Raw genomic sequence first — 25,658 nt, forward strand, 5'->3', positions numbered from 1 at the left:
ATTACGCGGCGTCGTTTTCCTTGACCTCGAATCAATGACAACGCTCTGAATCCTGCATCTTGAAGTCACTTGGGTATACATAACAGACTGAGAACGGTACATTGAGGCGATTGAACTCCTTGATCCAACGCCATTGGTTATCTTGGAGTTTATCGCTTGGGCCTTTCACCTCTATCCATTCAAATTTCCCTTCTTTAAATGCAATCAAATCCGGCATGCCGTTTCGATAGAGTTTCAGATCACTTAACTGCACGTTAAACAGTTCGACCAACAGGTCATTAGGGATGTGTTCAAGAGCTAGGGATATCAGCTCTTCGTTCACGTATGCCCAACTGACGAAGGGATTACTGATCCCAACTTTATCTCGGTATGTATCAAACAACGCCTGCGTCTTCCCTTGTTGAACTTGCTCAAGTGCATTGTCAATAAGTTGCTTCCTTTTGTCGGCAAAATCGGCGTGATACAAATCCAATGGTCGATGTTGATAAGCGTTAATAAATGCCCCCTCTATTGGTGCAAAAATAGCATCCCACAAAGTTAAGCCTAACAAGCCGTTGAGTAGGGTATTCTCAGAATAGAAAACGGTCCAACCTAAACTTTCGAAATGTGCTTTGGTTGCCAACTCCACACGTTGCTGGGATAGATCCAATTCGATGTGGTATTCGCTGCATTTGGGCTTGGTGGCTCTCGGGACTTTCAAGCCTTGTTTACGTTTAACGCGTTGTTCAAGCTTTTGTGCCACTTCAAACTCGGAGACATCAATAGGGTGGGTGAGTATCTCCGTGACAATGTCACAAAATAAATCGTTTTGTTCCAGCTTGTCGTAGATGCGAGCACGACGTTCTCGGCTTGGGGGGAGTTTCGTTGTTTCAAACAACGCAATTGCAATCTCAAGTTCGTTTATGCGCTCGTAATCACGGGCAATGTCGTTAATCATGTGTTCACGTTTACGGTCGACGTAGCGATGTTCAACCCGTTCTGGCATCGCTTCGATAAGAACATCGAGATTCGCTTTTTGTTTTCTGTCGCATTGCCAATAAAGGTTGGAGAGCTGGCTGAGCTCAATAAGACGGTCGATTTGCTCTCTGCTCTCGAAAAATCGACGCGCTTTACTTAACTGGTATTGTTCGAATTGGTGTAAGCCTAAATCGTCGAGCACGAACTGGCTGAGGTCTTGATGGGTATTAGCAAAAAACAGCGTCAGCAAAACATCAATCATGTGTGCGGAGTTAAGCTTAATCACCGTGAAATCCAGAGCCTCAAATAGCTCAAAACGCTCTTCACTCAGGCATGCTACTAATGCTTCTTTCTTGAGGGATTTAGGATGCTCAGGATAGAGCATGACGATCTCTGGCTTGGTCAGTAGATTCGCTGCTAATTCTTGCGTTGTTAGGTCAGGGGAGAGCGAGACAAAATCATGAGTTGCCAATTCATCCAAAGCCGACTGGATGTTCTCAATTTCTTGGTAGTTGAGTTTGTCGCTGCGAAACCAACACCCTTTACGGCTGTATAGGCGTACAAGAAGGCACTGCGCAGGCTTGCTTAAGCTCTCAAACGCGGATAGCCATTGATGTTCATCTTGGCTAAGTAAATCGCTGTACCACTTGGTAGCGTGCTGTGTGAGCTTAAAGAAGTTATCGAGATAGTAATCTGGCGCGAGTTCGACGGTGTTTTCCATAACCAACTAACAATAAAAAAGGCTTAACCCATAGGTTAAGCCTTTTTCGAATCAATTTCTGCAGATCTACTAGATAAATAGAACTGGACTGGCAATTAAGCGTTTTTCAGTTGTGCTACTTTCGCTTCAGTCAGTGGCTTAGTGATGAACGCCAGTACGATACATACCGCCATCATTGCCGCTGAGATAGTGTAAGCAAGCGTGTAACCGTCACCGTTAGTCATTGAGAAACCAACAACAGCAGCACCGATTGCACCACCGATACCCCATGCTGTGTATAGCACGCCGTAGTTAGTACCGTAGTTCTTCAGACCGTAGAATTCAGCCGTTAGAGTAGGGAATACTGCTAGAAGCGTACCGTAGCCTACTGCTGCGATTGCTGTACCGATGATCAGCGTAAACTCAGTTTTGAACGTTGCGAACAGAACCATGTTGATGCCCTGTAGAACGAACGCTAGAAGAAGAGTACGAACGCCACCGATCTTGTCTGCAAGCATACCTGCTGCTACACGACCGCCTGAGTTAAATACCGCAAGGATAGACGCTAGGTAAACCGCGTTTGGCAGGTTAGCTTGAACGCTTGCAATAGTCGTGATGTTACCGATGATCATAAGACCAACAGAAGCTGCGAACGCGTACATGATCCATAGAGAGTAGAACTGTGGCGTTTTAAGCATTGCTTTCCAAGTTAGGTCGTCAGACTTCTTCACAACCTTAGGCGCTTGACCTTCTTTTACTTTAGGCTCTGCTGGCGTGTAATCCGATGGTGGGTTGTTGATTGTTGCAGCTAGAGGAACTGCGATAGCAAGGATACCAACACCAAGAACTAGGAAGCTCGTTTGGATGCCCATGCTGTCAATCAGCGCAGAAGTCACAGGAGCTAGGTAGATAGCTGCTAGACCGAAACCTGCTGCGATGATGCCGTTAACCATACCTTTCTTAGATGCGTGGAACCACTTCATTGCTGAAGGAGAAAGACACGCGTAACCAAAACCGATACCTGCACCAGTGACCACACCGAAAGTGATGTTCAGCATTAGTGGTGAGTTAACAAAACCAGACGCGATCATGCCTAGACCTGTTAGAACAGTACCTAGGATAAGGATCAAACGTGGACCCATACGGTCTTGAAGAATACCTGCAACAAGAAGACAGATAGAGAAAGTAATAGTTGCAGTCGCGTAAGGTGCAGATGCTTCTGCTGCGCTCCAGCCTGACTCAGTCACTAGTGCTTTGTTGAATACACTCCAAGCATACAGGATGCCAAGACAAAGGTTGATACAGAATCCTGCTAGCAGGATGCGCATAGCTTTATCAATCTTGCTCATTTTTGTTCTCAGTAATACCTCTTGGCAGATAGCAAAGAGGAGTCGGTTTAAAGATAGGGTTTACTCAAAATAAGTTTGCATTTTTCAACGCATAACGTAATGAGCGCGGATTATAACCAATAAATGTGTGATTGGAATCTCTTTTTACCCCTATTACTAAAAATAATTCGAAGCATTAAAAATGGTTGTAATGAGAGCGTTTTATATATGAAGGAAATGTTGATCTAACGTAAAGAATCGTTGGTTTGGTAGTGAGATCCTAAGTGAAACAAGGTTTATAGCTAGAGCATGGGTATTTGGCTCACAGTTTAAGCAAAAAGTTTCAAAATATTTTAGTGTTAATGTTCTGTAACAAAAGTGGGCGAAATAGAGACTGTTTTCTGTAAGTGCAGGATCTAAAGGGTTTATAAATTAGAGAATGTTAACTGCTTGTAATAACTTGATTTAAAAGGAGAGGGTGAACATAAATTGAGCAAAAAATGTGCTTGTAATTGCTAAATAGATAAGCAAAATAGGGCGCAAAATGAGTTTTCATTAATGAAAGGATGCTTTTCTCTACTCGTAGTGAGGTGACTTATGAAATTGTTCCTATTACTTATGGCTTCTGTTTCTGCAGGTGTCGCATCAGCAGATCACATCCATTCATTCATGCTAGGTCTTTCTATTGCATCGCTTGCAGTAGGTAGTTGCTACTTCTTCGCATTCCGTAGTTCGCGTTTCCCACAGCTTGCTTTGTTCTTACTGATCTGTGGCATGTTATCTAAACTGACGATTACGGTAATTGGCGTAATGTGGGGTATGTCAGCCGAGCTGATTACATCTCCAATCGTGTTTGCTTTGTCTTACTTGTTCTTCTCATTAGCGGTAACCTACTTGTGGTTCAGCTATCGTCAAAGCATCACTAAGATTCCAGAGCGCTTTAAAGCTGCTTAATCAGCGTCACTTATAGCCGAATACAAAAACGCCAGCGATCATCGCTGGCGTTTTACTTTTTGCAGTTAAAGCGTCACGGTAAGCGGCGGTTCTGGAACTTCCAAGAAACACGCTATCACGCGGTACAATTCGCCTTCCGCGACGGTGATCTTACCATCAGACTCAATTGCTAAACGACACGCCTTAACGAACTGTCGCCGTTGAAGGGGTTTAAGTTGCAACAACAGCTCCAATGCAGCGCGACTTAAACGCCAGTTGTTGTTTGGCGCTTCCAATGTCGTTTCTGCAAATCCTAGCGAGGTGAGCGAAGCGTTGAATGCGCGTTGTGCGCCTTCTCGTTCTGAATGCGTGACCCACGCCAATTCACGTAGCAACCAGTGCACGCTTTCTTGGAGTTGCTTGAATGTCTTGTTTTGGCGAGTAGAGCCAAAAGGCGCAAGAAGCTGCTTTTCCAGCAAGTTAATGACGCACCATTCACCCAGTGAGTAGTGATTGTCCGTTTGAGACAACTCTCGCAACACTTGGCAAAGTCTGTTTTTCTGACCTTCACTCATTGATTTAAGTGCTGGGATGGCGAGCTCTAGCAGAGGAAGCCTTAAGTGCAGGGGCAAATCGTAATCCAGCCATGGTAACAGCTTTGCGTGCGAGACCATTGGAATATGACCTTTGATCATCTCACGTTGCACATCGCTGTCATCAAAGATCAGGAGCAATGCAATAAAGCGCGAACTGTAGGGTTCACGCGCAATGTCTACCAAGTCTTGGGGCAATTGGCTGATCAGTTGTTTTCCTGTGTCACTTAGTTCTGAGGAAGTTGGAGTGACACTTTGTGGTTCATGGTCTTGAGAGCCGAAATCGGCATCCGAAGCAAATCCGCTGACTTGTTCATGAGCAAACGTCGAAGCTTGGCTATGATTTCTGCGCGAAAAACTGCCGTCCCAGTTGGGTTCAATGCGACGGATTCGTTCTTCGAGAGGCGGGTGAGTAGCGAAGAAGCCGGTGAAGCCAGACAAACTGCTTTGTCCAAACATCATGTGGCTCATTTGGCTGCTCGCTTGTGCATCCAAGCTAGAGCCAGATGCGTGACCGCCAATCTTTTTCAACGCACCTGAAATACCTTGGTCATTACGAGTAAACTGAACTGCACTCGCGTCCGCCAAGAACTCACGTTGTCGTGAGATAGCTGCTTTGATCATTGAGCCAAATAAAGTACCAACCCAACCGAGCACCAAACACACAACCGCGATCAGCATGATGACAGCGAAGCCTTTATCGGAATCGGAAGAGCTTCTTGATGAACGACTAGTGTAGTGTGTATTGTCGAGAACCAAGTGACCCAAGTGCGCAATACAAGTAATGCCGAACAAGACGCCAATCAAGCGCGTGTTCATGCGCATGTCGCCATTCAATACGTGGCTGAACTCGTGAGCAATGACGCCTTGCAGTTCATCACGAGAAAAGCTGTCGAGCGCACCTTGCGTGACACCTATAACGGCATCATCAATGCTCATACCTGCAGCAAAAGCGTTAATGCCTCGCTCTTCTGGCATCACATAAACAGGGGGGACAGGAATGCCAGAAGCAATCGCCATCTCCTCAACCACATTAAGTAATTGGCGGTGTTTTGTGTCCGTTGTATTTGAGGAAATAAGCTTACCTCCAATACTTTCAGCGACGCCACTACCGCCATTGGAAGAAAGTTCAGATAGGCGGAACATAGAGCTGATTGCGACGACCAGTGCCACACCTGCAAAGCACAGCAAGGTGTAAGTAATAGCGGTGCGTTGATCAAATGGCTCGCCGGTTACTACGTAATAAATAGTAATGGATAGTACGCTGACCAAACTTGTGATGATTAATACTGCTAAGGAGAACAGAAACACCAAAAGCCCGGTACGCTGACGTGCGGTATCTTGATGGTCGAAAAAATCCATTAGAACTCAACCTTTGGCGCTTCTTGGATTGCTTCGCTGTCTGCAAACTCCAGCAACTTACCATCTTGGAAGCCAAACATATTGGCAAACAAGACTGGTGGGAAAGTCTGTTTGTAAGTGTTGTAGCTGGTAACAGCATCATTGAAAGCTTGGCGAGCAAAAGCGACTTTATTCTCCGTGCTGGTAAGTTCTTCTTGCAACTGAGTCATGGTTTCGTTGGCTTTCAGTTCTGGGTAAGCTTCAACGACGACGTTTAACTTACCTAGTGCATTTTGTAGCATGCCTTCTGCTTGTGCCAGTTGGCTAATTGCCGCATCGCTGTCTGGCGCGTCACTTGCTGCTTTCAAACCCGAAATTGCCTGGTTACGCGCTTGGATGACTCGCTCGAAGGTTTCTTTTTCGTGTTCCATGTAACCTTTCGCTGTGCTGACAAGATTTGGGATCAGGTCGTAACGACGTTTTAACTGAACCTCAATCTGAGCAAAGCTGTTTTTAAAGCGATTACGCAGCGTCACTAGTTTGTTGTAAATGCTGACCGCAAACACCGCGATAAGCAAAATGATGACGATGAAAACAATAAGTGAAGTCATAGTAAGTTCCATTTTGTGAATGTATTTGGACTTTATATAAGTAGTTGAGATATTAAGCAAATTAGACTTACTTATAATGTGCAATGTTTTGTAATTATGGGACGTATTGCGTATTCAGTACGAGGTGTCAAAGAGGGGAAAGGTGGTGACAAGGTCTGTGGAATAGAAATAAAAAAGCCCGACAAAACTGCCGAGCTTTTACGAACTAGATGATTGTGATTAGCGCTTACGCTGACATTGGTACAAGAACCATAGTACCGATGATCACAGTAATCAGACCTGCTAGAACTGGCACTGATGTGCGTTTTACTACCTCAAATGGGCTGATGTTTGCCATACCTGAAGTAGCAACGATTACGCCAGATACTGGCGAGATAGTACGACCTAGGTTAGAAGCTTGTAGCATTGGGATGATTAGGAACGCAGGGTTCAAACCCATTTTCGCAGCCAGTGAAGGAGCAAGTTCAACGAACGCGTAGAATGGTGCGTTACCAGAACCCGTTGCAATTGCTGCCGCCACGGTTAGACCTGTTAGGATAAGCATTAGTGCGATACCGCCTGCGCCTGCGTTATCCGCTAGGTGAAGAAGGTTGTCGATCGCACCGATAGACATAAGACCTTGAGCAAACACACCAGCAGCAACCAAAAGCATTACTACACCCTTAAACGCATCCGCCATGCCTGTGTAGCACGAGTCTAGATCTTCAAGAGATTTCTTACCGTCGAATTTATTAACAACGTAATGAATAACCGCACCTAAGAAAATCGAGCCAACCACGATCGTGTAGATATCTAGGCTTAGGCCAGGGATTGTGCGACCGTTGAATAGGAAAACACCGATGATAGGTAGGAAAGGTAGCGCAGCGTAGAATGCTGGAGCATCTGCTTTGATCTCAGATACGTCGATTCTTTCCATTGGTGTGTTGTCTTTCTTATCTAGGTATTTGTTCCAGAAGAAAGCGGCTGCCGCCATTACGATGATTGCACAGATAGAAACAGGAAGTACGGTTTGAACCGCAAATACGTCAAGCGCGAGACCAGATTTTTCTGCTGCGATAACCACGTCACCTGATGTTGGCGACAGAATGATTGCCGCTGGTGAAGCACACACTGCTACTGCCGCTGGACGAGAAATACCCATTGCCGTCATCATAGGGAATAGGGTAGCCATTAATAGCACGCCCAGACCTGTTGCTGAACTCACTGCAAGAGACATCAAACATGCCACGATGTAAGCCGCTACCAAAAGGACGTATGGAGACTTGATAACAGAAAGCGGTTTAGAGAACTGTTTTACAACAACATTGTTTGCGCCGATATGTGTCATGTAAGACGCAAAACCACAAAGTAGCATGATTTGCATACCAAGACCGCCGCCACGGTATTGAAGCATGTATTTTACGTACTCTAGTGCGTCCGTCACCATATTACCCGTTGAGGTTACTTTTGATGGCAGAACGTCATGGCCAAGCAAGAATGCCAGTCATAAGAAGCAAACTAATACCTGCGGTTAATAACACGCCAGCAGCTTTGTAGCCTTTGACAATGAAATAACCCACAGCAATGGTCACTACCAAGCCAATTAAGAGCTCTAACATAGGGTTGTCTCCAGATATTATGAAAAAAAGAAAGAAACTGTTTCAGTTTATGTCTGGGAATTTACAGAATTCTTTCCTGTGGCACGAGACTAAATTAGAGCTAGCATGATCTAAAACAAATAATAGATTAATAAATAATTGCATTGGATTATATTGTTTAAATTACGTTTTTTAGGTGTTATGTACTAGTTTTCTGGATTTTAAAGAAACGAAAATATGAACATTCAATCGAATAAAAATCGTACTAAATGATTAAAAAGTGAGAAAAGCGATAGTTCGAGCTAGATCACGTTAAAGGGACTTGGTTGAACAAAAAAGCTCCGAATTAACGGAGCTTTTGTTTTGACGTCTTTATATTGAAGCGCGAGTTACACGTTACGCGTAGCGACGCACTAAGAGATTCCAACTGCGTTGTTGACGTTCAAATTCTTCCTTAATTTGTTGGTATTTTAATTTGGAAACGGATCGCTCATACTTTTTCACTACTGTTGCAGTTTTCTCACCAAACACTTCTTTGCGCGCTTCGTAGTACTCCTGCATGTGATGTACTAATGCGTCGAACTCCTTCTGAAGCTGATCACGAATCGACTGGCTGTTTGGCTTACTCTCTAGTTTTTCTTTGGCTTTCTTCAATAACTGCGTCGCGCGTGCTTTTTCTATGCGAAACGTTGACGTCGTACGAAGCTTCGTTGTTAACCCCAGCCAAGAACAAGATTTGATCAGCCATTTGGTTGGATCGTAGTGCCACCAGTAAACGCCATTACGGTAATCGTTCTCAAAGATGTGATGGAAGTTGTGGTAGCCCTCACCAAAAGTAAAGAATGCCAAAATGCCATTGTCACGAGCTGTGTTTTTATCGGTGAAGGTTTGTTTACCCCAAACGTGCGCCAATGAGTTGATAAAGAAAGTGGTGTGATGGCTCAAGAACAGACGAGCAGCACCGACAATTAGGAACATTCCCCAGATATCACCGTATAGAAGCCCAAGAGCCAGTGGGAAACCAATGTTCGTTGCGATAGCCAAAGGGACATAATATTTGTGCTGCCACACGACGATTTTATCTCGCTTCAAATCTCGACAATTAGTGTACTCGTTCTCTTTTGATTTGTTGTAATCACGAAGCATCCAACCGATATGTGAATACCAGAACCCACGTTTTGCTGAGTATGGGTCTTTGTCGTTGTCGTCGACATGTTTGTGGTGAACACGATGATCGGATGACCAATGCATTGCACTGTTTTGAAGAGAGAAAGCACCACCGATGGCAAAGATGAATCGTAAAACTGGGTGAGCTTCGTAGGTTTTGTGACTCCAAAGGCGGTGATAGCCCGCTGTAATAGAGAGGTTGGTGAAACTAAAGGCAATAATGCCCCAGATCAGATGCTCCCAGCCTAAACCGAAGTGGTATGCATACCAAGGCAGTACAATAAAGGTGAGAATAAAACTGGCGGAAAATATCAATATATTCAACCAGATAAGTGATGGTTTATTATGCTTCACAATGTGTCCCTAACTTTGAGCTAACAACTGTACGCCAGAATATCAGCGTACACGTGTAAGTCAAACTAAAGTTCGATGACTTTGTTTCGAGTTGTGACATTTCTATCGTTAAGCGAAAACTCGCAATAATTGGGTTTCGTTGGTGGGATATTTTGCTTTTAAACGAATAATGAGTAGTATTAATCAATGAGCTGTGGCTATAGATTTGTAAAATCTGCCAATAATATGCAGTTAATGAGGTGGAAAATGCCAAAGCTCGTTAGAGAAGCAATACAAGAACATAGGAATACGTAATGGAATTACGATTAGCGGAATATAAGGATTATGAACGCATCGCGCAGTTACACGCAGACAGTTGGAAGCGCCATTACCGTGGTGTGTTGAGTGATGGCTATTTGGATAGCGAAGCCATCGACGACAAACTGTTGATATGGCAAACGCGCTTAACCAATCCACCATTCAACCAACACATTGTTTTAGCCGAAGAGGGTGGTCTTCTTCTTGGTTTTGTTTGTGTGTTTGGTAATCATGATTTTGAACGTGGCAGCTTTATTGAAGCATTGCACGTAGATGACAGTTATCGCGGAAGAGGTATAGGCAAACAGCTACTTCTTGCGGTAGCGGAATGGCACCAGCAATACTTTAAGGACAGTGGTTTGTATCTTGAAGTCGTCTCTCAGAATGAACCTGCGGTTGAGTTTTATCAACATATTGGCGGGCAAGAGTGTCAGGAGCGAAACTGGAAAACTCCGGGCGGAAATGAAGTACTTGAAAAAGTGTTTCGTTGGTCTAACGCGCAATCACTAGTGAGTGGAATTGAAGAGAATGTCATTTACTCGTAACTTAGATTGAGTTTCCTTCAAGCATACAAAGAGCAGCACGTCGCTGCTCTTTTTTGTCTGCATAGGGATACCACTTAGAAGGTGAGTCCTAGTGCTTTGAGTTCTTGTTCACATTGTTCAGCATTCTCAAATTGAATCGCAGAGATTCCAAGTTTTCGAGCGCCTTCTACGTTATAAGGCATATCATCAAGAAAAACCGTCTCAGCGGCGATAAGTTGATGAGTATCAAGCAAGCTCTGATAGATCTCAGGCTGAGGTTTTAGCAAACCAAGCTCGGCGGAAACCGTCGTTCCATCAAATAAAGGCCAAAACTCATAGGTTGTTTTTAAGTGTTCAACAATCTCAACAACATTATCGGTTAATGCATACACGGAATAACCAGCACTTTTGATGCGTGTGAGGAGTTCTACGCTGCCAAAGATCAGAAGTTGTGTTTGCTTAACATAGTAAAAGAATCGCTCACATTCGTTGTGAGACAGCTGTTTCTCTGATTGGTAACGCTCTTTCGCCTCAGCTTCTGTGATTAAGCCTTTGTTTAAATCTAACCATATATCGTTTGCGAATAATGCTTTAGCTTTTGCCTCAGCATCAACGTGGTTGCCCAATGTCAATTTGACGATTTCTAAAGGTGACCATCTCACCATGACGTTGCCGATATCAAATACGACATTCTTAATTGAGTTAGCTTGCATAGGTATCCTTGGGTTAATTTGATTAGGTACGTGTTCAAATTCCGGCAATATCTTAATTGCAATATGTTTATGTAAAAATTGTTGCGTATAATCCGGTTTTTCAAATACTTTTCGATGTTATTTGACTAATTATCACCCTTATGAATGTAACGGATTGAATTTAAAGCAGACCGTCATAAACTTTTGAACAACACCTCGCTGTTTATGTGCGATAACTAATATATAATTATAAGAAAACAATGTAATAGACAGTTAAACGTTAGGGCTGAGTTAATTAAGTAATAATATGGACGCGATTCGCAAAGTTTATCAGTACGCAGAGCCAAACCTTACCTTAGTAGGGTGGATGGGCTTTGTGGGCTTCCCAATTTATTACGTGGTATGGGAATTCATGTTCCCACAACCGTACGAAAACTTGCCACTGAGAATTCTCTGCTCTTTCTTGTTCTTTGGTATCATTTATCGTAACCGCCTACCATTCGAGTGGCGAAAGTATCTGCCGGCTTTTTATCAAGTCGCAATTACCCTTTGTTTACCTTGTTTCTTCTTCTATATGTTGTTGATGAACAACTGGTCAAATGTTTGGGTAATGTCGTTTATGTCGGCGATATTCCTTCATATTTTGTTGGTTCATATTACTTGGGTTATGTTTGCCCAGACCTTTGCTGGTATTGGCTTGGCGACGTTTTTCGCTTGGGTAGCTCAAGGCTTTCATATTGAGCTCACCATGGATTGGACGCATGTACCAATCTTCTTGTTCATTTATCTATTTGGTAACTTGTTCTACTTCCGAAACCAAGTGGAGCACGAAGCAAAAGTTTCCTTGGCTAAGTCTTTTGGTGCGGGCATCGCCCATGAAATGCGAAACCCACTCAGCGGCTTGTTGACTTCAATTGATGTGATTCAATCAGTGTTGCCCAACCCGAAAGAGGGAAGAAAAGCGCAATACGAGCTGAGTGACGAAGATGTGACCTTATTGCGTGAAGTCAGTGACGATGCAATGAAAATCATTCACTCAGGTAACGAGACCATTGATTTACTGCTAACTTCAATTGATGAAAACCGAGTGTCGCGTTCGACGTTCCAGAAACACTCGGCTCAATCTGTCGTTGAAAGTGCAATTGAAAGTTTCAGCTACAAACGAGCGACTGACCGTTTTGCCATTTCGTTGGATGTGCGTAGTGAATTTGATTTCTTGGGCAGTGATACGCTGTTGAAGTACGTCATGTACAACTTGTTTAAGAATGCATTTCATCACCGAAGTTCGGAAGATTTTCATATTCACGTCACCATGTACAGTGACGATTTCAGCAATCAAATTGTGGTTACGGATAATGGTTCAGGCATCGCGTCTGATGTGTTGCAAAGCATTTTTCAAGACTTCTACACTACAGGCAAATCGGGTAGTTACGGCTTAGGTTTGCCTTTCTGTAAAAAGGTGATGCGTTCATTTGGGGGGGACATTCGATGTCAGTCAGAAGTGGGCGAGTGGTCGCAATTTACGATGACCTTCCCGGCGATTAACTCAAATGAAGTCAAAGAGATCAAAAGTGAGTTAACCAAGCTAAAAACCACACTCTTTGTGAGTGAGCAAAACATTCTAGTGTCTAAAATGACGGACATTGCTCGGTTTATGGGCTTTAGCCTTACGGTGTTAGACGTTGATGCTCTGCTCAAGAAGAAAGAATATGAATTTGAATACGATTTGATCTTTGTCGATATCGAAAGCCTAGACGCCCGAGGCAGTCATATGGACAAAATGGAGTCACTATTTTCATTCACTGAAGCTCGTATTGTTTATCTGTTTGAGCACCACCCAATTCAGAGAGCCAGAAAGGCATCTTTTGCGCCGATTTGGGTGGAAACACAAGCGTGGTTACTCAACACAAAAGCAACCATTGATCGTTTGCTATACGACGCCAACTATGTGGTTCCTCAGGTATCAACGAAGCCGCTAGATGCAACGAACAAACGAACGATTATGGTCGTTGATGATAACGAATCCTTGCGTAAGTTCACGGCAATGTTACTTGAGAAGCAAGGGTTTGAAGTGATCCAAACCGAAGACGGTCAGCAAGCTATAAGCGCATTAGATACAAATGACATTGATCTCATCTTAATGGACATCGAAATGCCAGTGATGGATGGGGTAGAGACATCTCGTCGAATTCGAGCGTCAAACAAACCTTATGCTTCCGTGCCTATCATTGCGCATACGGGAGACAGTTCACCAGTGACTCTCGATAAAATTGGCTCGTCTGGCATGTCAGATTTTATTGTCAAACCGGCAGATAAAAACAGACTGTTCGATAAGATAGCGAACTGGATTTAATTCCATCGCCTAACGTACTCATTGCCTAGCATCATTATTGAAGAACGGAATGACGATAGAGCTCAGCATTGTGCTGAGCTCTTTGTTTTTCGGCAGCGACAAGCTTCCATTCAATTGTGCCGTTATCGATTCGTTATGCGAATTCTAGTTCTGGATGGTTAAATGCTTCCTGACAAGCGGTAAGTACGTGGTCCACATCGCGAGAAGTCATATCTGCATTGATTGAAAATCGGATGATGTTTTTGTTCTTACCTGTTGCTGGGCGACAGAATACTGCACCAAACACATTACGTTCTTCAAGAAAGTCACGTACACGTTCCGTATTTCTCTCGCTACCGCACTCCAAAGCGACAATTTGAGATTCACTACGGATATTAAAGCCAATTTGTTTTAATCCTGTTCTTAGCTCTTTAGCTCGGTTGAACAGTAAGGTTCGTTTATCGTCAGCTCCCTTAATCACCTCAAGCGTTTTTTCTAAGCGAATCACTTCTTGCGGCAATACCGTCGAGCTAAAAATCGCTGGATACGCGACAAATGGGAGAGTCTTAGCCAGCTTCTCAGGACCAAGAATCGCCCCCGCACGGTATGCGAATGTCTTAGCCAAACTTACCGTAATGAAATCAACTTGATCGGTTAACCCTAATGCTTTCACAAGACCAGCGCCATTTGGACCGTGAGTTCCAAGTGAGTGGGATTCATCGACGACCAATGCACAATCAAATTCACGTGCCATTTCGTAGATGTCGTGAAGTGGGGCGATGGTACCAATCGTGCTATAGACCGAATCGACAACAATCACACCGGAGCCATGACGTTGGATCTGTTTACGCAAGTGGTTCATATTGTTGTGCATAAATGCATGCGCGTGTGCTCCCGCTGCTCGAATGCCTTCCCATAACGACATATGCGCAAAAAAGTCGATATAGACGGGCGTATTTGGTGGGCAAATCGTTTGCAACAACCCGATGTTTGCCGCCCATCCTGATTGTGAGAGCAAGCAGCTTCCCATTCCCACGTAATCGGCGAGTTGGGTTTCAAATGCAGGCTTGGAAGTATCATCTTGCAGGAAGATTGCAGACATTACTACGTTGTCGTCATGCTCGGTAATTGCATCACGATGTGCCTTTTGAATCAGTTGGTTGTGGGATAACGATAAGTAGTCGTTGCTTTGCATGACCACCGCTCCGGATTGTGGTCGCTTACCCAAAACCAAGTGCTTCTGGTTCTCGTTTTGTTCGATCAAGTCTTGAATATAAAAGTCTAGGCGTTCCTCAACAAAAGAAGGAAGAGGTTTCGTTTTCAGTTTATCACTCATAATAATTTCTCTTAGTAATACGAAAAACGCCAGCGCTGACAGTTATATAGTTTTAACTGATATGAGAGATGTGTCATTGCCAATGTTGCATAAGTTTGCGTACGCTTGCAAACTCGGTATTTAAGGGTTGGGTGCGGTTTGGAATTCCTTACCTTTCGGGAGTCTAACTATGATGGAGCTTAGAAAATAACCGTTAAAATACATAGTAAATCACTATGAATTTGTTTGGTTTTTTCTACAAAAATTAACGAATAGATGTCAAATCACAACGCCATTTTGTGGCGTTTTAGAGTGGTTCGTTCCAATTAATGTGGTTAACGAGTCTGTGGATTTTCAAGCTGATAAAAAAGATATACCCACGTGACTTCGAGATGATGTCTTCAAGATGAGGATTTCAGAGTGTTGTCATGGATTTGAGAGCAAGTACAACCATCAAGTGGAGTATCAAGCTTTTTTCAGATTGTTATAAACCTGGAAAATAGGCGAAAAAAAGCGCGTATAAAACGCGCTTTAAAACAGTGATTGAATAGGAACTATCGTTTGTTTCGTAGGTAACGCTTACGACGTTCTTCTTTGCGTTTTGCTTTCTCTTCTTCTTTACGAGCGGTTTCGATTTCTACTTCGATCAGCTCTTGAGTAATCATCTCTGGCAACTCAAGGGTGATTTGCCCTAAGGTGCCCTGACGAAGTTCGTGTAGAAGGATTTCAGATACCTTGTGTAGGTCAACACGACCACCCGCACGAAGTGCTCCACGACGACGACCAATTTCTTCCATGATTTCGATATCAGACTCTGGAAGCTCTTCGATTTGATAACGCTCTTTAAGCTTCTCTGGGTAATGAGCAGCTAGGTATTCGACCGTGTAAAATGCCACTTCATCGTATTCCATTGCGGTATCTTTCACCGCACCTGTTGCTGCGAGTCGGAAACCACTGTGCGGGTTTTCAACTTTTGGCCACAAAATTCCTGGGGTATCTGAAAGTACGATGCCATTTTGTAGGTTAATACGCTGCTGACGACGAGTAACCGCTGGTTGGTTGCCTGTTACGGCAATCGTGCGACCGGCAAGAGTATTGATAATGGTCGATTTACCAACGTTTGGAATACCCATGATCATGGTACGAATGTTCTTACCAATTTCTTCACGGTGAGGCGCTAGCTTGCGGCAAAGCTCCATAATCTTATGTACTTCACTCGTCTCTGACGTAGTGATTGCCATTGCTTTTACGTTTTGCTCTTTCTCAAGGTGATCAATCCACACTTGAGTTAACTCCGGATCGGCAAGGTCACGTTTATTCAGTACCTTTACTACTGGTTTATCACCGCGAATTTGGGAGATCATCGGGTTTTCACTACTGAAAGGAATACGAGCATCCAGTACTTCGATGATCACATCCACTTGCGGGATTGCTTCTTCGATTTCTTTACGCGCTTTGTGCATGTGGCCAGGAAACCACTGGATAGAGTTGTTAACCATCTGAAAAATCGCCTTATTGTTTCATGGTTATGCTGGTGGGTTAATCAATTTACCTACATCACTAATGAGGATGTTAAGGGGAGCGGAGTATGTTTCCCCACTCAATACCACTACAGCGAGTCATGTGAGGATCTTAACACTTTATTGGATGGGCGGAAATGTTAGAGCAAGCTGACATCGCGATATTTAAGGGCTTGAGCGTTGCTTTGGCTTTGCTTTGGTTAGTTTCGAAGCGAATATCAATGCCTCGGTAATGATGTGCCTTATCACGATAAAGAAAATGACATCTGAGTGATTCGAGCGTCAGACCAACAAGGTGAGTTATGAGGCATGTTTGTTTAATTCTCTGATCAGCTCTGCGCGTTCAGTCCTTGCTGCTAACATCATTTGCATGTTCACCAGAGGAGGGCGCGCTTTTCTGATGTATTGTGCGTAATCAACAGGAACGCCACCAACGATCAACTCTATGTGCAGGTGAGGTCCGGTTGTTCTGCCTGTGTTACCTGAGCGACCAATAGTTTGTCCTTTCGTTACGTGGTCACCTACGCGAACGTTGCTGCGTGATAAGTGCAAGTAGCGGGATATAGAGCCATTTGTGTGACGGATGTTTATATAGTTGCCTGCAAAACGATTGTAGCGTGATTTGATGACGACACCGTCTGCAATACTTTTTATCGGCGTTCCAATTGGGACTGCATAATCTGTCCCTAAATGAGGAACAATCAAACCGGTTACTGGATGTCTTCTCTTTAAATTAAAGCCGGAGCTAATTTTGTAAGCTTTCGCTAGTGGAAATGAATAATAAGGCTTTTGAATTAGCTTATTTCCATATTCATCGTAAGCATTGTCTTTACCATCATTAATAATGAAAAAGTCTCTTTTACTACCTGAGTAGTAAAAAGAACTAATGTATCTTTCATTATAACTATTGGTTTTGATTTTTACTGAAAATCGGTCGCCTTTCTGTGCTGAACCAATAATGTTGAACTCATCTTCGATTAACCTGAACAAAGATTTGATCTCATGCGGGGATAATCCGGAATTAATTAAAGAGGCAACAAAGGAGTAATCAATAATGCCTGTGGTGATCTTGGTGCGTTGAAAGTGTGCTTCATAAGTCTGCTCGATACTATTACTATTTATCTTATTGTAACTTTCTGTTTTTGCAGTTGATTTTGTGGGGGTGGTCTGAAGTTCTGGGGTGAGAAAGTAATGAGTCAAAGATACGCCAGCAATGATAACGAATGCAATAAGAACAAGGGGTAAAGCAATATGCTGAGTCTGCTGTCTTAATATTAAACTTGTCATTAAATCGAAATTATGCTTATAGGCGAAAAATTGAGGGGAGTATAATATTTAAAATAAAATCTTACACGCCGTTAAGGGCAATTCCTGTGTTTTTACTAATTAAATAACGATAGATGTGAAGTGGCGCTGCTAAAGAGATTGAAAACTGCCTATTTCCTTAGCGTTTATGTTTGATTTTATGGTTATTTTGTCACGTTGAGAAAATTCTAGACAATAATATAATCGCGGCAAAATATACTCTGCCAAATTACTATGATCACTAAAAATACGCTAAAACCAACGTTAGGTCTCATGGCTGCTTCACTATTATTGAGTGCATGTGGCGGTGGGGGTGGGGGTGACAGCACGCCGCCAGCTAGGAAGACAGGAAGTATCTCAGGAAACGTTTTTGACGCTCCCGTCAATGGTGCGAAGATCGAGGTGTTTGAATACAAGAACGGAAAAGTTGGCAGGTTGCTTGCCAACACGACTTCTAACGCCTTCGGTGATTACAAGCTTGAATTCGAATCTTCATCGATGCCTTTGTATGTAGTTGCGCAACAAGGAAGCTATACCGATCCGCTTACGAAAGAGATCGTGTCGTCAAGTGCAGGTAAGACTTTGCGCCTAGAAGGTGTCGTCAACTTTAGTGAAGGCAGCAACCAGACATTAATGCTGACGCCTTTAACTAATATTGTTTCTGGTTTGGCAAAGTACAAAATTGCAGAAGGGGCATCTGGGGCGGATGCTATTTCTAAAGCATTGAGTAGTATCAATGGTATGTATGGGTTCAATGTCAATGAAACCACACCGATTGACATAACTAAAGGCGGTCAGAGTAGCTTTGCTACACCCGGACATCAGTACGGTGCGTTGCTAACGGCTTATTCTTCTTACTCTTATGATTTGATTGAGAAATACGGTCAGTCTAAAGACAATATATATACCTCAATGCATCTTGCAGACATTCAATTCCGCGATGTTATTGCAGATGGTCTTTTAGATGGCTTAGAAATTAGTGAGTCTACAGGTGCTGTTACTCCACTTACGTTCGGTCAGCAGAAAGTCACCAGTGACGTTTATACGCAAGATCTTTCGCAGCAAATTTTAATTGTGGTGAACGATCCCAAGCTCAATGTTTCTGGAACCGATGCTGATGATTACGTGGCGTTTAGCCAACAAGTCAATGATTTGGGGACTCATGGTCAGACTGATGGCGTTATTCCGCCTCGCGACGAGACGGAAATTGACACAATTCCGCCAACTGTTACTCGCACAGATAGTGACGTTTTAGCTGGCACAGATAACGTCGATCTCAGAATCAACGACGATATTGGCGTTCAATCTATTTCTGCTTATGTTGAATACAAGCTAAACGGCATTTGGTCAGGAGAATTTAAATGTAGTGACCAGCAAACTTCTGGTAGTGAGTTCTGTTCGGTAGATGCTAGCGGCTTTGAAGTTGGTGTTCGTGAAACAAACATCAAAGTAAGCATTGATACCAATGCGATTGATGCTGTAGAGCGTGATTCGGATACTGGTCTTTCTAATGTATCGGATGCTCGTTTGGTCTTTTACACTGCAGACGTTTTAGGTAATGAACTTGTTCCTGGCAGTAACAAAGGTCACTACGTTAATTTTTATTGGGATAATGACGCGCCTGTTATTACGGTGAGTTCAGCGAGCGCGATCAACAAGCAGCTTCCCGAATACGTGTTAAAAGGGACTGTTAAAGAGGCATCTCAAGACATTAAATCGGTTAACGTCTCCTTCAAAAACGGTTTACCAGAAGAGCTCAGTTGTACTCCAGTTATCACTGAGTCAGGCAGTGCTTGTGAATTCACAAGTAAACCATATTCGACAGAAGAATTCTTATCTACGACCACGTTTGATATTACGGCGAAGGACACAAAAGATAATGTCGGTAAGCTAACATTTACCGTCAGTCGCGATGACCAAGCTCCAGCTCAGATCGTTGCTTACCCTGAAGGGGCGTCGATGAACTACGTCAATGTAAACCTTGATGGGGAGCGATCGACATACGAGGGGGTTTACACACAAGATACTTATACTTCTGATAACGTGCAGTCGAGTCGTGACTACTTGAAGATCGACTACGTCTACGCAAGCTCAGGTTTGAAATCTCTTGATGGTGTCGACTTCGCAAACTTTAACGTTAACTTATTAAAAGAAAAGAAAATTCCTTATGTAAAGGTTCGAGTTTCCGATGTGAGTTCAGACACTGTCTTGGGAACGAGTGCTGACAAACTGAAGCTAGTGGTCAAGTACTATGTAAGCCCAAACAATGATGGTCAATATGCCTTCCAAGAGAGAACACAAACAGTAGCTTCAACAGAAGACGTTACCGCAAATATTCCTCACGAAACGATCATGGACAGCAACGGTCGAGTCAGCGAAGTTATCTATTATGTTCCTTTCGTAAGAGAAATCCTTGGTGAAGGCTTTAAGAACGTTTCTGAAAACGCGAGCCAAAAGCTGGAAATCCAAACCATCGATGAATCTGAAAACGTGAGTGCTGCGCAAGTCGTTTACTTCAGAAGCAGTTTTGACTTGCCGACAATGACCGTCGTGACGCCTTTTATTGGTGCGCGAGTGCAATTAGAAGGGTTGAATCCCAATGGCGAATTCACATCTTTAGCTAGTTGTACCACCATCCAGCAACCTGAAAGCGATCAGACAACCGCGCTTGACGTCGCGGTGTGTGAAACCACAACTGATGTGGTGAATTACGAATTCATGCGCGTACGTTTAATCGGTGTAGAAGGGACGGATCCTCATTACTACCAATGGAAAGATGATGAGGGTAAAAAGGCGAGTGTAAACTTAAATAACGCCAATATAGGTGCATATTTTGAGCTTGATGGCTCAAACACTTATTACATCACTGAGCTTGCAACCTACCAAACGGGTTTGTTTGATTATCGTTGGAACCAAGTAGAAGCAGGAGATAAAACGTCAGAACGTGCATCGCAAATTCTTACTGATGTGAAATACGCTTTATCGGGTGCCAACAGTAACAACAGCTCATTCTTTGGCTTTGACCCGACCGTGACGGCTTATGCCACGAACGAGATGTTAGAGAAACCAATACCTAATGTTTTGACCAATGACTACTTACATCGATTCCTTGTTGAGGCCATCGATGGTTTGGCGCAAAACCTGCCGAGAAACAACTCTTCTGATTTTGCCTCTGCTATCTATGATGATCTTAGCTACGATGGTAAAGCAAATGGTCTTGGAGCTGGTGGTAACAAAATCAAACTAGATGATTATGAGTTCAGTTCTGACACTTACAGGAAAGACCTTGCTCAGTCGTATTACAACATCATGACGGGTAAGTATCAGATTCCTGATAATATTGCTCAGCTATATGCTGATGATATTTCACAGGCAAACCCAAAACTTGGCAGTGACAGTATTTTTGATAGTGAAGGTGGAAGTATTGATGTATATCCACCGGAGAAAACGTTGAAGATAGTAACTGGTCGCCAAACGATGGTTGGTAACAAACGTTATGTCGCGGGGGAAGTGGTTTCCCAAGTCGTTTTGGAAGACCCATCAGGTATTGTCGAAAAGGGCGATAATGCACCTAAATTCAAAAGTATGTGGTACGCGGGAAGCAATCCAAATACGGCTATTCCACTGGATCTAAACATAGAAGAGTCAGGCGAGAGTGGGAAGTTCAAAAAAGAGTACTTCTTTACGCTTAACTCAGAGTCATCAGACTTAAAGGATATTATTGAATTTGCACTGGAGATAAGTGCGTTTGATACCAAAGGCAATGGTTATTCTGAGTCCAACCCACATGTAGAACGCCTTTATGTAGATAACGATTATCCGAAGGCGAGTTATGAGCCTCCCAAAGACATCAATGATGAAGAAATCAAAGATGGTGTTTATCTAAGCGTTAAGAATAACATTCACGATCTGACTTTTATCTTAGATGATGTCGTTGGTGATAAGCTCGATAAGCGTAGTCTTCTACTTTACAAAAGTTCAGGCGAAAAATATCCAGTTTCGTATGAGCAGTTTTATAAGAATGAAACAAAACGATTTGTAGTACGACTATGCAGCCAGAAAGACTGTTCGGGTCAAGGAGTCACCATCAACCCAGGGGATGGTAACTGGTTCGCAGTCGCGAGCGCAGAAGATAACTTGGGCAATGTCGTATCTGATGCTGATAGCGGTGCGCCAAGGTTCCGCATCTACATCGATTCTGAAGCTCCAGTTGTTAATGATGCGAATATTGCTGAACGATTGGGTGGCAACAGTGTTTGGACACCGATCATTGATTGGGGCGAACTCAGTCAGGGAAGTAACGTAAAGATTGAGTTGAGCAAAGGTTCGGGTCAGACCCAGACATTAGAGGCGTGTGACCCTGTAGCAAGTAGTTGTGATGAACCGTACCTTATTGGCGAGCAGCCAGATATTAAAGTTCAGTTGGTTGCAAATGCCTTTAGTTATGATGCTACCAATGAATTCTACGTGACGGCGACAGATAAAGCGTATCCGAAAAATGAAAGTAGAAAAGGTACGTTTACCTTCAAAGTTGATAATGAAGGACCAACTATTTTACTTTCTACCCCTTGGGTTGAAGACGCTTTGACAAAGGAAAATGCAGTCGTTGGTCGTAATTTCAACGTGCTTTTTGATGGAGTGACAGATGATTCGAAAATCACGGAGGTCTCGTTATTCCAAGTTGGACAAGCAGATGCGCTGAAAACATTCAAACCCGCAGAACCAAGCCAAAAGTTTTCCATGCCACTTGTCGAGAGTGATACTGACAAAATTGATATGCCGGGTGAAGGGAACAGTGTCAGCCTTTACGTCAAAGCGAAAGATATTCATGGCTTTGAGAGTCAATCCAACACAAATAGCGTCATTTTTGACAATCAAGGTCCAGATTTTAACTTGGTTGGTCACGATGAAAGTAGCTATTACGTCAACGATTATGTGTTTGAGCTGAGAGCCGTTGACTTGGGCGCAAGCGGCAATGTTTCTGTTGAAGGTGTTGATAGAGAAAATCTAGAGTTCTGGATATTTGAGGATGCAGAGCCGCCTTTTGGTACGCAAGGTACGGACATAGTTAATGCCGAAACTCTAAAGGTTCCTTTAGGTGGTTTGAGTGATGGTGATCATACTATTAGGATCAAAGGTCTTGATGTTCGTGGTAACTCTTCCCAAAAAGATTTCCGGTTTAATGTAAGTAACAAGGTTCCTCAACTGGATTTAAAAATCACTAACATTGCGAACGGTGAAACAATAGATCGCGTCGTATATGACGAAGGTGACATCAAGCTGACGTTAAAAGTAACGGATGTGAGTGGTGTAAAGAACATTGTTTCTACTTATAAATACTCCGGTGAGAGCAAAGCTACGGACTTTCAGTTCGATGAAGTTGTGGGTGAAGAGGGTACGTGGACTGCTACCTTGAAAGAGTCTGAGTTAAAAGCTGATGGTAACTATGAACTCAGTATTAGTGTTTACAACAATGTCCAGCATAACAGCGACGATAATCCATTAGTCAGCAAGATAAACCACACGCTTAGTGTTCAGCGTAATGGTGTTGCTCTTGATGTATTAAAACCAACTCAAGACTTTCAAAACTATGTCTCTAATGGTGTGCTGGATGTCACATTCACAACGCTAAGTGAAGTTAAAGCGCAGCAAATTCAGTGCTGGGTTCGTCAAGAGTACGATGGTAATGAAGCCCCTGATGAGAACGAAAAGCCAACTTCTGGCAAGAAGAATATATCTCCAGGACAAGAACCTAGTTGTACCGTTGACTCTGAAAGTACCTCATTGTCACCGGCAATATTGATTGTTCAAACTAAGGGGACGAATGGCGCGGTAGCGGTTCAGAAATTTGACTTTAAAATGATGGACTCAGATTCCCCAGTAGTCACTCAACCAGCTACTGATACTTATCAATTCTCTGGTGGTGAAGTAACCCACAACCCTGGTGATGACACGAAGTTTCTAGCGTTCGAGCTTATGTTTAAAGATGAATTATCAGGAGTGAACATCACCAATGAAGACAACTACCCTAAAATAATTCGGAAAGCGGGAGCGATTCCTTTTAGCGCAGAAAGTTGTGTATTAAATGCGGATGGTCAGGTTGTGTGTCGCTACAAGGAAAAGTACTCCGACATTATCCAAAAGACCGCAGTTACACATGATTACAAAGTAACAAACATTAAAGACAATGCAGGTAATTTAGCCCTAGATCATGAGTTTGAATTTTTGTTACCGACTGAAGATCCAATCGTTGAAATTATCAGCCCAAGTGAAGGCAACGTTCTAAATGGTAAAACTCTTGATGTAGAGTTTAGAGTGAAACTGAGTAAAAATTCAGAACTAGAAAACGTAGAAGTGACCTTCGGTGACGAGTCCTACAATCTCAAAACGGATGATAACTTTGAAAAGTTCAAGCCTTGTGGTGTTGATGGAGAATATCGTTGTTCTATTTTCCATAGTGACCAATTAGAAAGCTCTCTAGAAAACAAAGCACTGACTGTAAATGTGACTGCCACAGATGTTTGGGATAACCGTGGAAGTGCAGCAGTTAAAGACATTCGATTCGATAATACAGCACCAATTATTGGGGATGTGATCACGGTTTCAGAGCAACCAAACGATAAGGTTAGGTTCACTTTTGATGAGATGAGAGATGAAGTCAGTGGACTCGCTACGGTTAAATACACAGTGCGTGTGCTCAACTTTGAAGAAGAAAAAACGGAGAATGTGACCTATTTCGAGTTGCCTAAAGATCAGATCGCAGGTCGTGATGAAATCAGAGTTGAGGTTATCGCGACTGATGCTGTCGAAAACTTTGAGTCCGCAACAAAAACTGTTTATTTAAAAGCGCCAACAGTAACACTTGCTTTTGATGGCATTGCTGGCTTGCAAGGAAACAAGCTAGCGTTTGTAGATGAGAATCAATCATTTACGATTACCTCTAAAGATAGTGAGCACGTCAAGGCTTCTAGCTACTCTGTAGATATGATTCCGAAGGTTGGGGATACGCTTAATTTCAAGGGAAATATAACGTCATCAACGGCGTCAGGCACTATGGTGTTTGATGCCGATGACCAGGCTGAGTACACGTACAAAGTCACTGTCATAGATTCCATAGGACGTTCGATTACAGACTTTGAGCTTTTCGATAAATCTTATGATGCCAAAGGTCTCGACTCTGTTGTTGACCATGAGATACCGGTTATCACGGGTGTTCGCGCTGATCAAGTTTCTATGACTCCGACAGGTGATAAATACAATTTGGATGTAACCGCTTATGTTTCAGATAAAAACTTAAGTTCAGTCACATCAACGGCTGATAATGGGGCAGGGGTAATTGTTGGTCCACAATCAATCACACAGCCTGCCAACGATAGCGACCCGTATGTAATGCACTACTTATTATCAAAAGGAGACTACACGATAAAAGTAGTGGCGTCGGACCTCGTCAACCATAAGGCTGAAGAAACGACAACGCCGACAGTGGAAGCTGCAAGTGTCCCTGAACTCACAATATCAAGCTCTGGGAGTGCTCCATTAGCTGGTGGTGTTGAAGTTCAGCTTACGTTTAAGTTTACGGAAGACGTCAAAAACTATGAGTTCTCTGATGTAAAACTCGAAGCAAGTGATGGAAGTGATGTTGGAGAGCTGAAGCTTCTATCTTGGAACAAAACTGATGACAAAACATGGACTGTCAACTACTTAACTCCAGAAAGGGCGGATAAAGATATAACCATACGGGTCGATGATGGTAGCTATGAGAGCGTCAATACTATCCCCGGAATTGGGGATAGTTTGCTTCTAGGGGTTGAAGGTGTGTTGCCAACACTGACTAAGGTGACGTTTGACCCGATACATCAGGAAATCGGCAAATCTGTCAACATCCAGCTTGAGTTCGACAAAGAGTTGCAAGAAGCGACTGCATCACTAGGAAGTAATAACGTTACATCACTAGCGGTGACCGCAAATAAGAAGGTGTGGACAGGCACAGTTGAGGTTCCGAATGTACCGGAAGCAAGCGTTGGTCTTGTTGTCAGTCAATATAAAGACTTAGTGGGTAATGTGGGCGAAAACAATGCCTCAAACGCATTGCCAATAACGCCAACTTTAACA

General features: G+C 43.2%; 13 protein-coding genes and 1 pseudogene. 4 read left to right on the forward strand and 10 right to left on the reverse strand.

The genetic code is table 11. The annotated features are described in order from the left end of the window. Positions 1-31: 31 nt before the first annotated feature. Entirely contained in the window at positions 32-1,678 is a 1,647-nt protein-coding gene (locus VHA02S_RS21620; protein ID WP_038899136.1) for a VRR-NUC domain-containing protein, read from the reverse strand. A gap of 95 nt (positions 1,679-1,773) precedes the next feature. Continuing rightward, a complete protein-coding gene (locus tag VHA02S_RS21625; protein ID WP_038899137.1) occupies positions 1,774-3,006 on the reverse strand; it encodes an L-lactate MFS transporter in 1,233 nt (410 codons plus the stop codon). Positions 3,007-3,582: 576 nt separating this feature from the next. Between VHA02S_RS21625 and VHA02S_RS21630 the strand changes: the two genes are divergently transcribed. Then, positions 3,583-3,939: a hypothetical protein gene (locus tag VHA02S_RS21630; protein ID WP_005447150.1), complete on the forward strand. Its 357-nt coding sequence runs from the start codon at positions 3,583-3,585 to the stop codon at positions 3,937-3,939. 65 nt (positions 3,940-4,004) lie between these two features. Here VHA02S_RS21630 and VHA02S_RS21635 read toward each other — a convergent pair whose 3' ends face one another. The 4 genes and pseudogenes from VHA02S_RS21635 to VHA02S_RS21650 form a co-directional block, all read right to left on the reverse strand. After that, positions 4,005-5,873, reverse strand: a complete 1,869-nt coding sequence (locus VHA02S_RS21635; protein ID WP_038899138.1) for a M48 family metallopeptidase — start codon at positions 5,871-5,873, stop codon at positions 4,005-4,007. Then, positions 5,873-6,463 (reverse strand): LemA family protein, encoded by a 591-nt coding sequence (locus tag VHA02S_RS21640; RefSeq protein WP_005447146.1) that lies wholly within the window; start codon positions 6,461-6,463, stop codon positions 5,873-5,875. The genes VHA02S_RS21635 and VHA02S_RS21640 overlap by 1 nt, the downstream gene beginning before the upstream one ends. Before the next feature lie 226 nt (positions 6,464-6,689). Continuing rightward, positions 6,690-8,061, reverse strand: a pseudogene (gene dcuC / locus VHA02S_RS21645) (anaerobic C4-dicarboxylate transporter DcuC). A 375-nt stretch (positions 8,062-8,436) separates the two neighbouring features. Further along, the gene (locus tag VHA02S_RS21650; RefSeq protein WP_038899139.1) at positions 8,437-9,561 is read right to left on the reverse strand and encodes an acyl-CoA desaturase; all 1,125 of its coding nucleotides are present in this window, start codon (positions 9,559-9,561) and stop codon (positions 8,437-8,439) included. Positions 9,562-9,854: 293 nt separating this feature from the next. Here VHA02S_RS21650 and VHA02S_RS21655 point away from each other — a divergent pair, with 293 nt between their 5' ends. Next, complete coding sequence (locus tag VHA02S_RS21655) at positions 9,855-10,403, forward strand: GNAT family N-acetyltransferase (protein WP_005447141.1); 549 nt, start codon at positions 9,855-9,857, stop codon at positions 10,401-10,403. Positions 10,404-10,477: 74 nt separating this feature from the next. Here VHA02S_RS21655 and VHA02S_RS21660 read toward each other — a convergent pair whose 3' ends face one another. Continuing rightward, a complete protein-coding gene (locus VHA02S_RS21660) occupies positions 10,478-11,095 on the reverse strand; it encodes an HAD family hydrolase (RefSeq protein ID WP_038899140.1) in 618 nt (205 codons plus the stop codon). A 286-nt stretch (positions 11,096-11,381) separates the two neighbouring features. On the opposite strand from VHA02S_RS21660, the gene VHA02S_RS21665 reads away from it, so the two are divergent. Further along, on the forward strand, positions 11,382-13,427 hold the full coding sequence (locus VHA02S_RS21665; RefSeq protein ID WP_038899141.1) for a hybrid sensor histidine kinase/response regulator: 2,046 nt from the start codon (positions 11,382-11,384) through the stop codon (positions 13,425-13,427). A gap of 133 nt (positions 13,428-13,560) precedes the next feature. Here VHA02S_RS21665 and cqsA read toward each other — a convergent pair whose 3' ends face one another. The 3 genes from cqsA to VHA02S_RS21680 form a co-directional block, all read right to left on the reverse strand. Continuing rightward, positions 13,561-14,742, reverse strand: coding sequence for an alpha-hydroxyketone-type quorum-sensing autoinducer synthase (gene cqsA, locus VHA02S_RS21670; RefSeq protein ID WP_026000191.1), 1,182 nt, complete (start codon positions 14,740-14,742; stop codon positions 13,561-13,563). Positions 14,743-15,275: 533 nt separating this feature from the next. After that, positions 15,276-16,220 (reverse strand): ribosome biogenesis GTPase YlqF, encoded by a 945-nt coding sequence (gene ylqF / locus VHA02S_RS21675; RefSeq protein WP_005447133.1) that lies wholly within the window; start codon positions 16,218-16,220, stop codon positions 15,276-15,278. A gap of 321 nt (positions 16,221-16,541) precedes the next feature. Continuing rightward, positions 16,542-17,528, reverse strand: a complete 987-nt coding sequence (locus tag VHA02S_RS21680; protein ID WP_038899142.1) for a peptidoglycan DD-metalloendopeptidase family protein — start codon at positions 17,526-17,528, stop codon at positions 16,542-16,544. A 291-nt stretch (positions 17,529-17,819) separates the two neighbouring features. On the opposite strand from VHA02S_RS21680, the gene VHA02S_RS21685 reads away from it, so the two are divergent. After that, positions 17,820-25,658, forward strand: a 7,839-nt coding sequence (locus tag VHA02S_RS21685) for a hypothetical protein (RefSeq protein ID WP_255211852.1), incomplete at its 3' end; no start/stop codon positions are given.

This window comes from Vibrio harveyi NBRC 15634 = ATCC 14126 = KCTC 12724 (assembly GCF_001591145.1).
GTDB lineage: Bacteria > Pseudomonadota > Gammaproteobacteria > Enterobacterales > Vibrionaceae > Vibrio > Vibrio harveyi.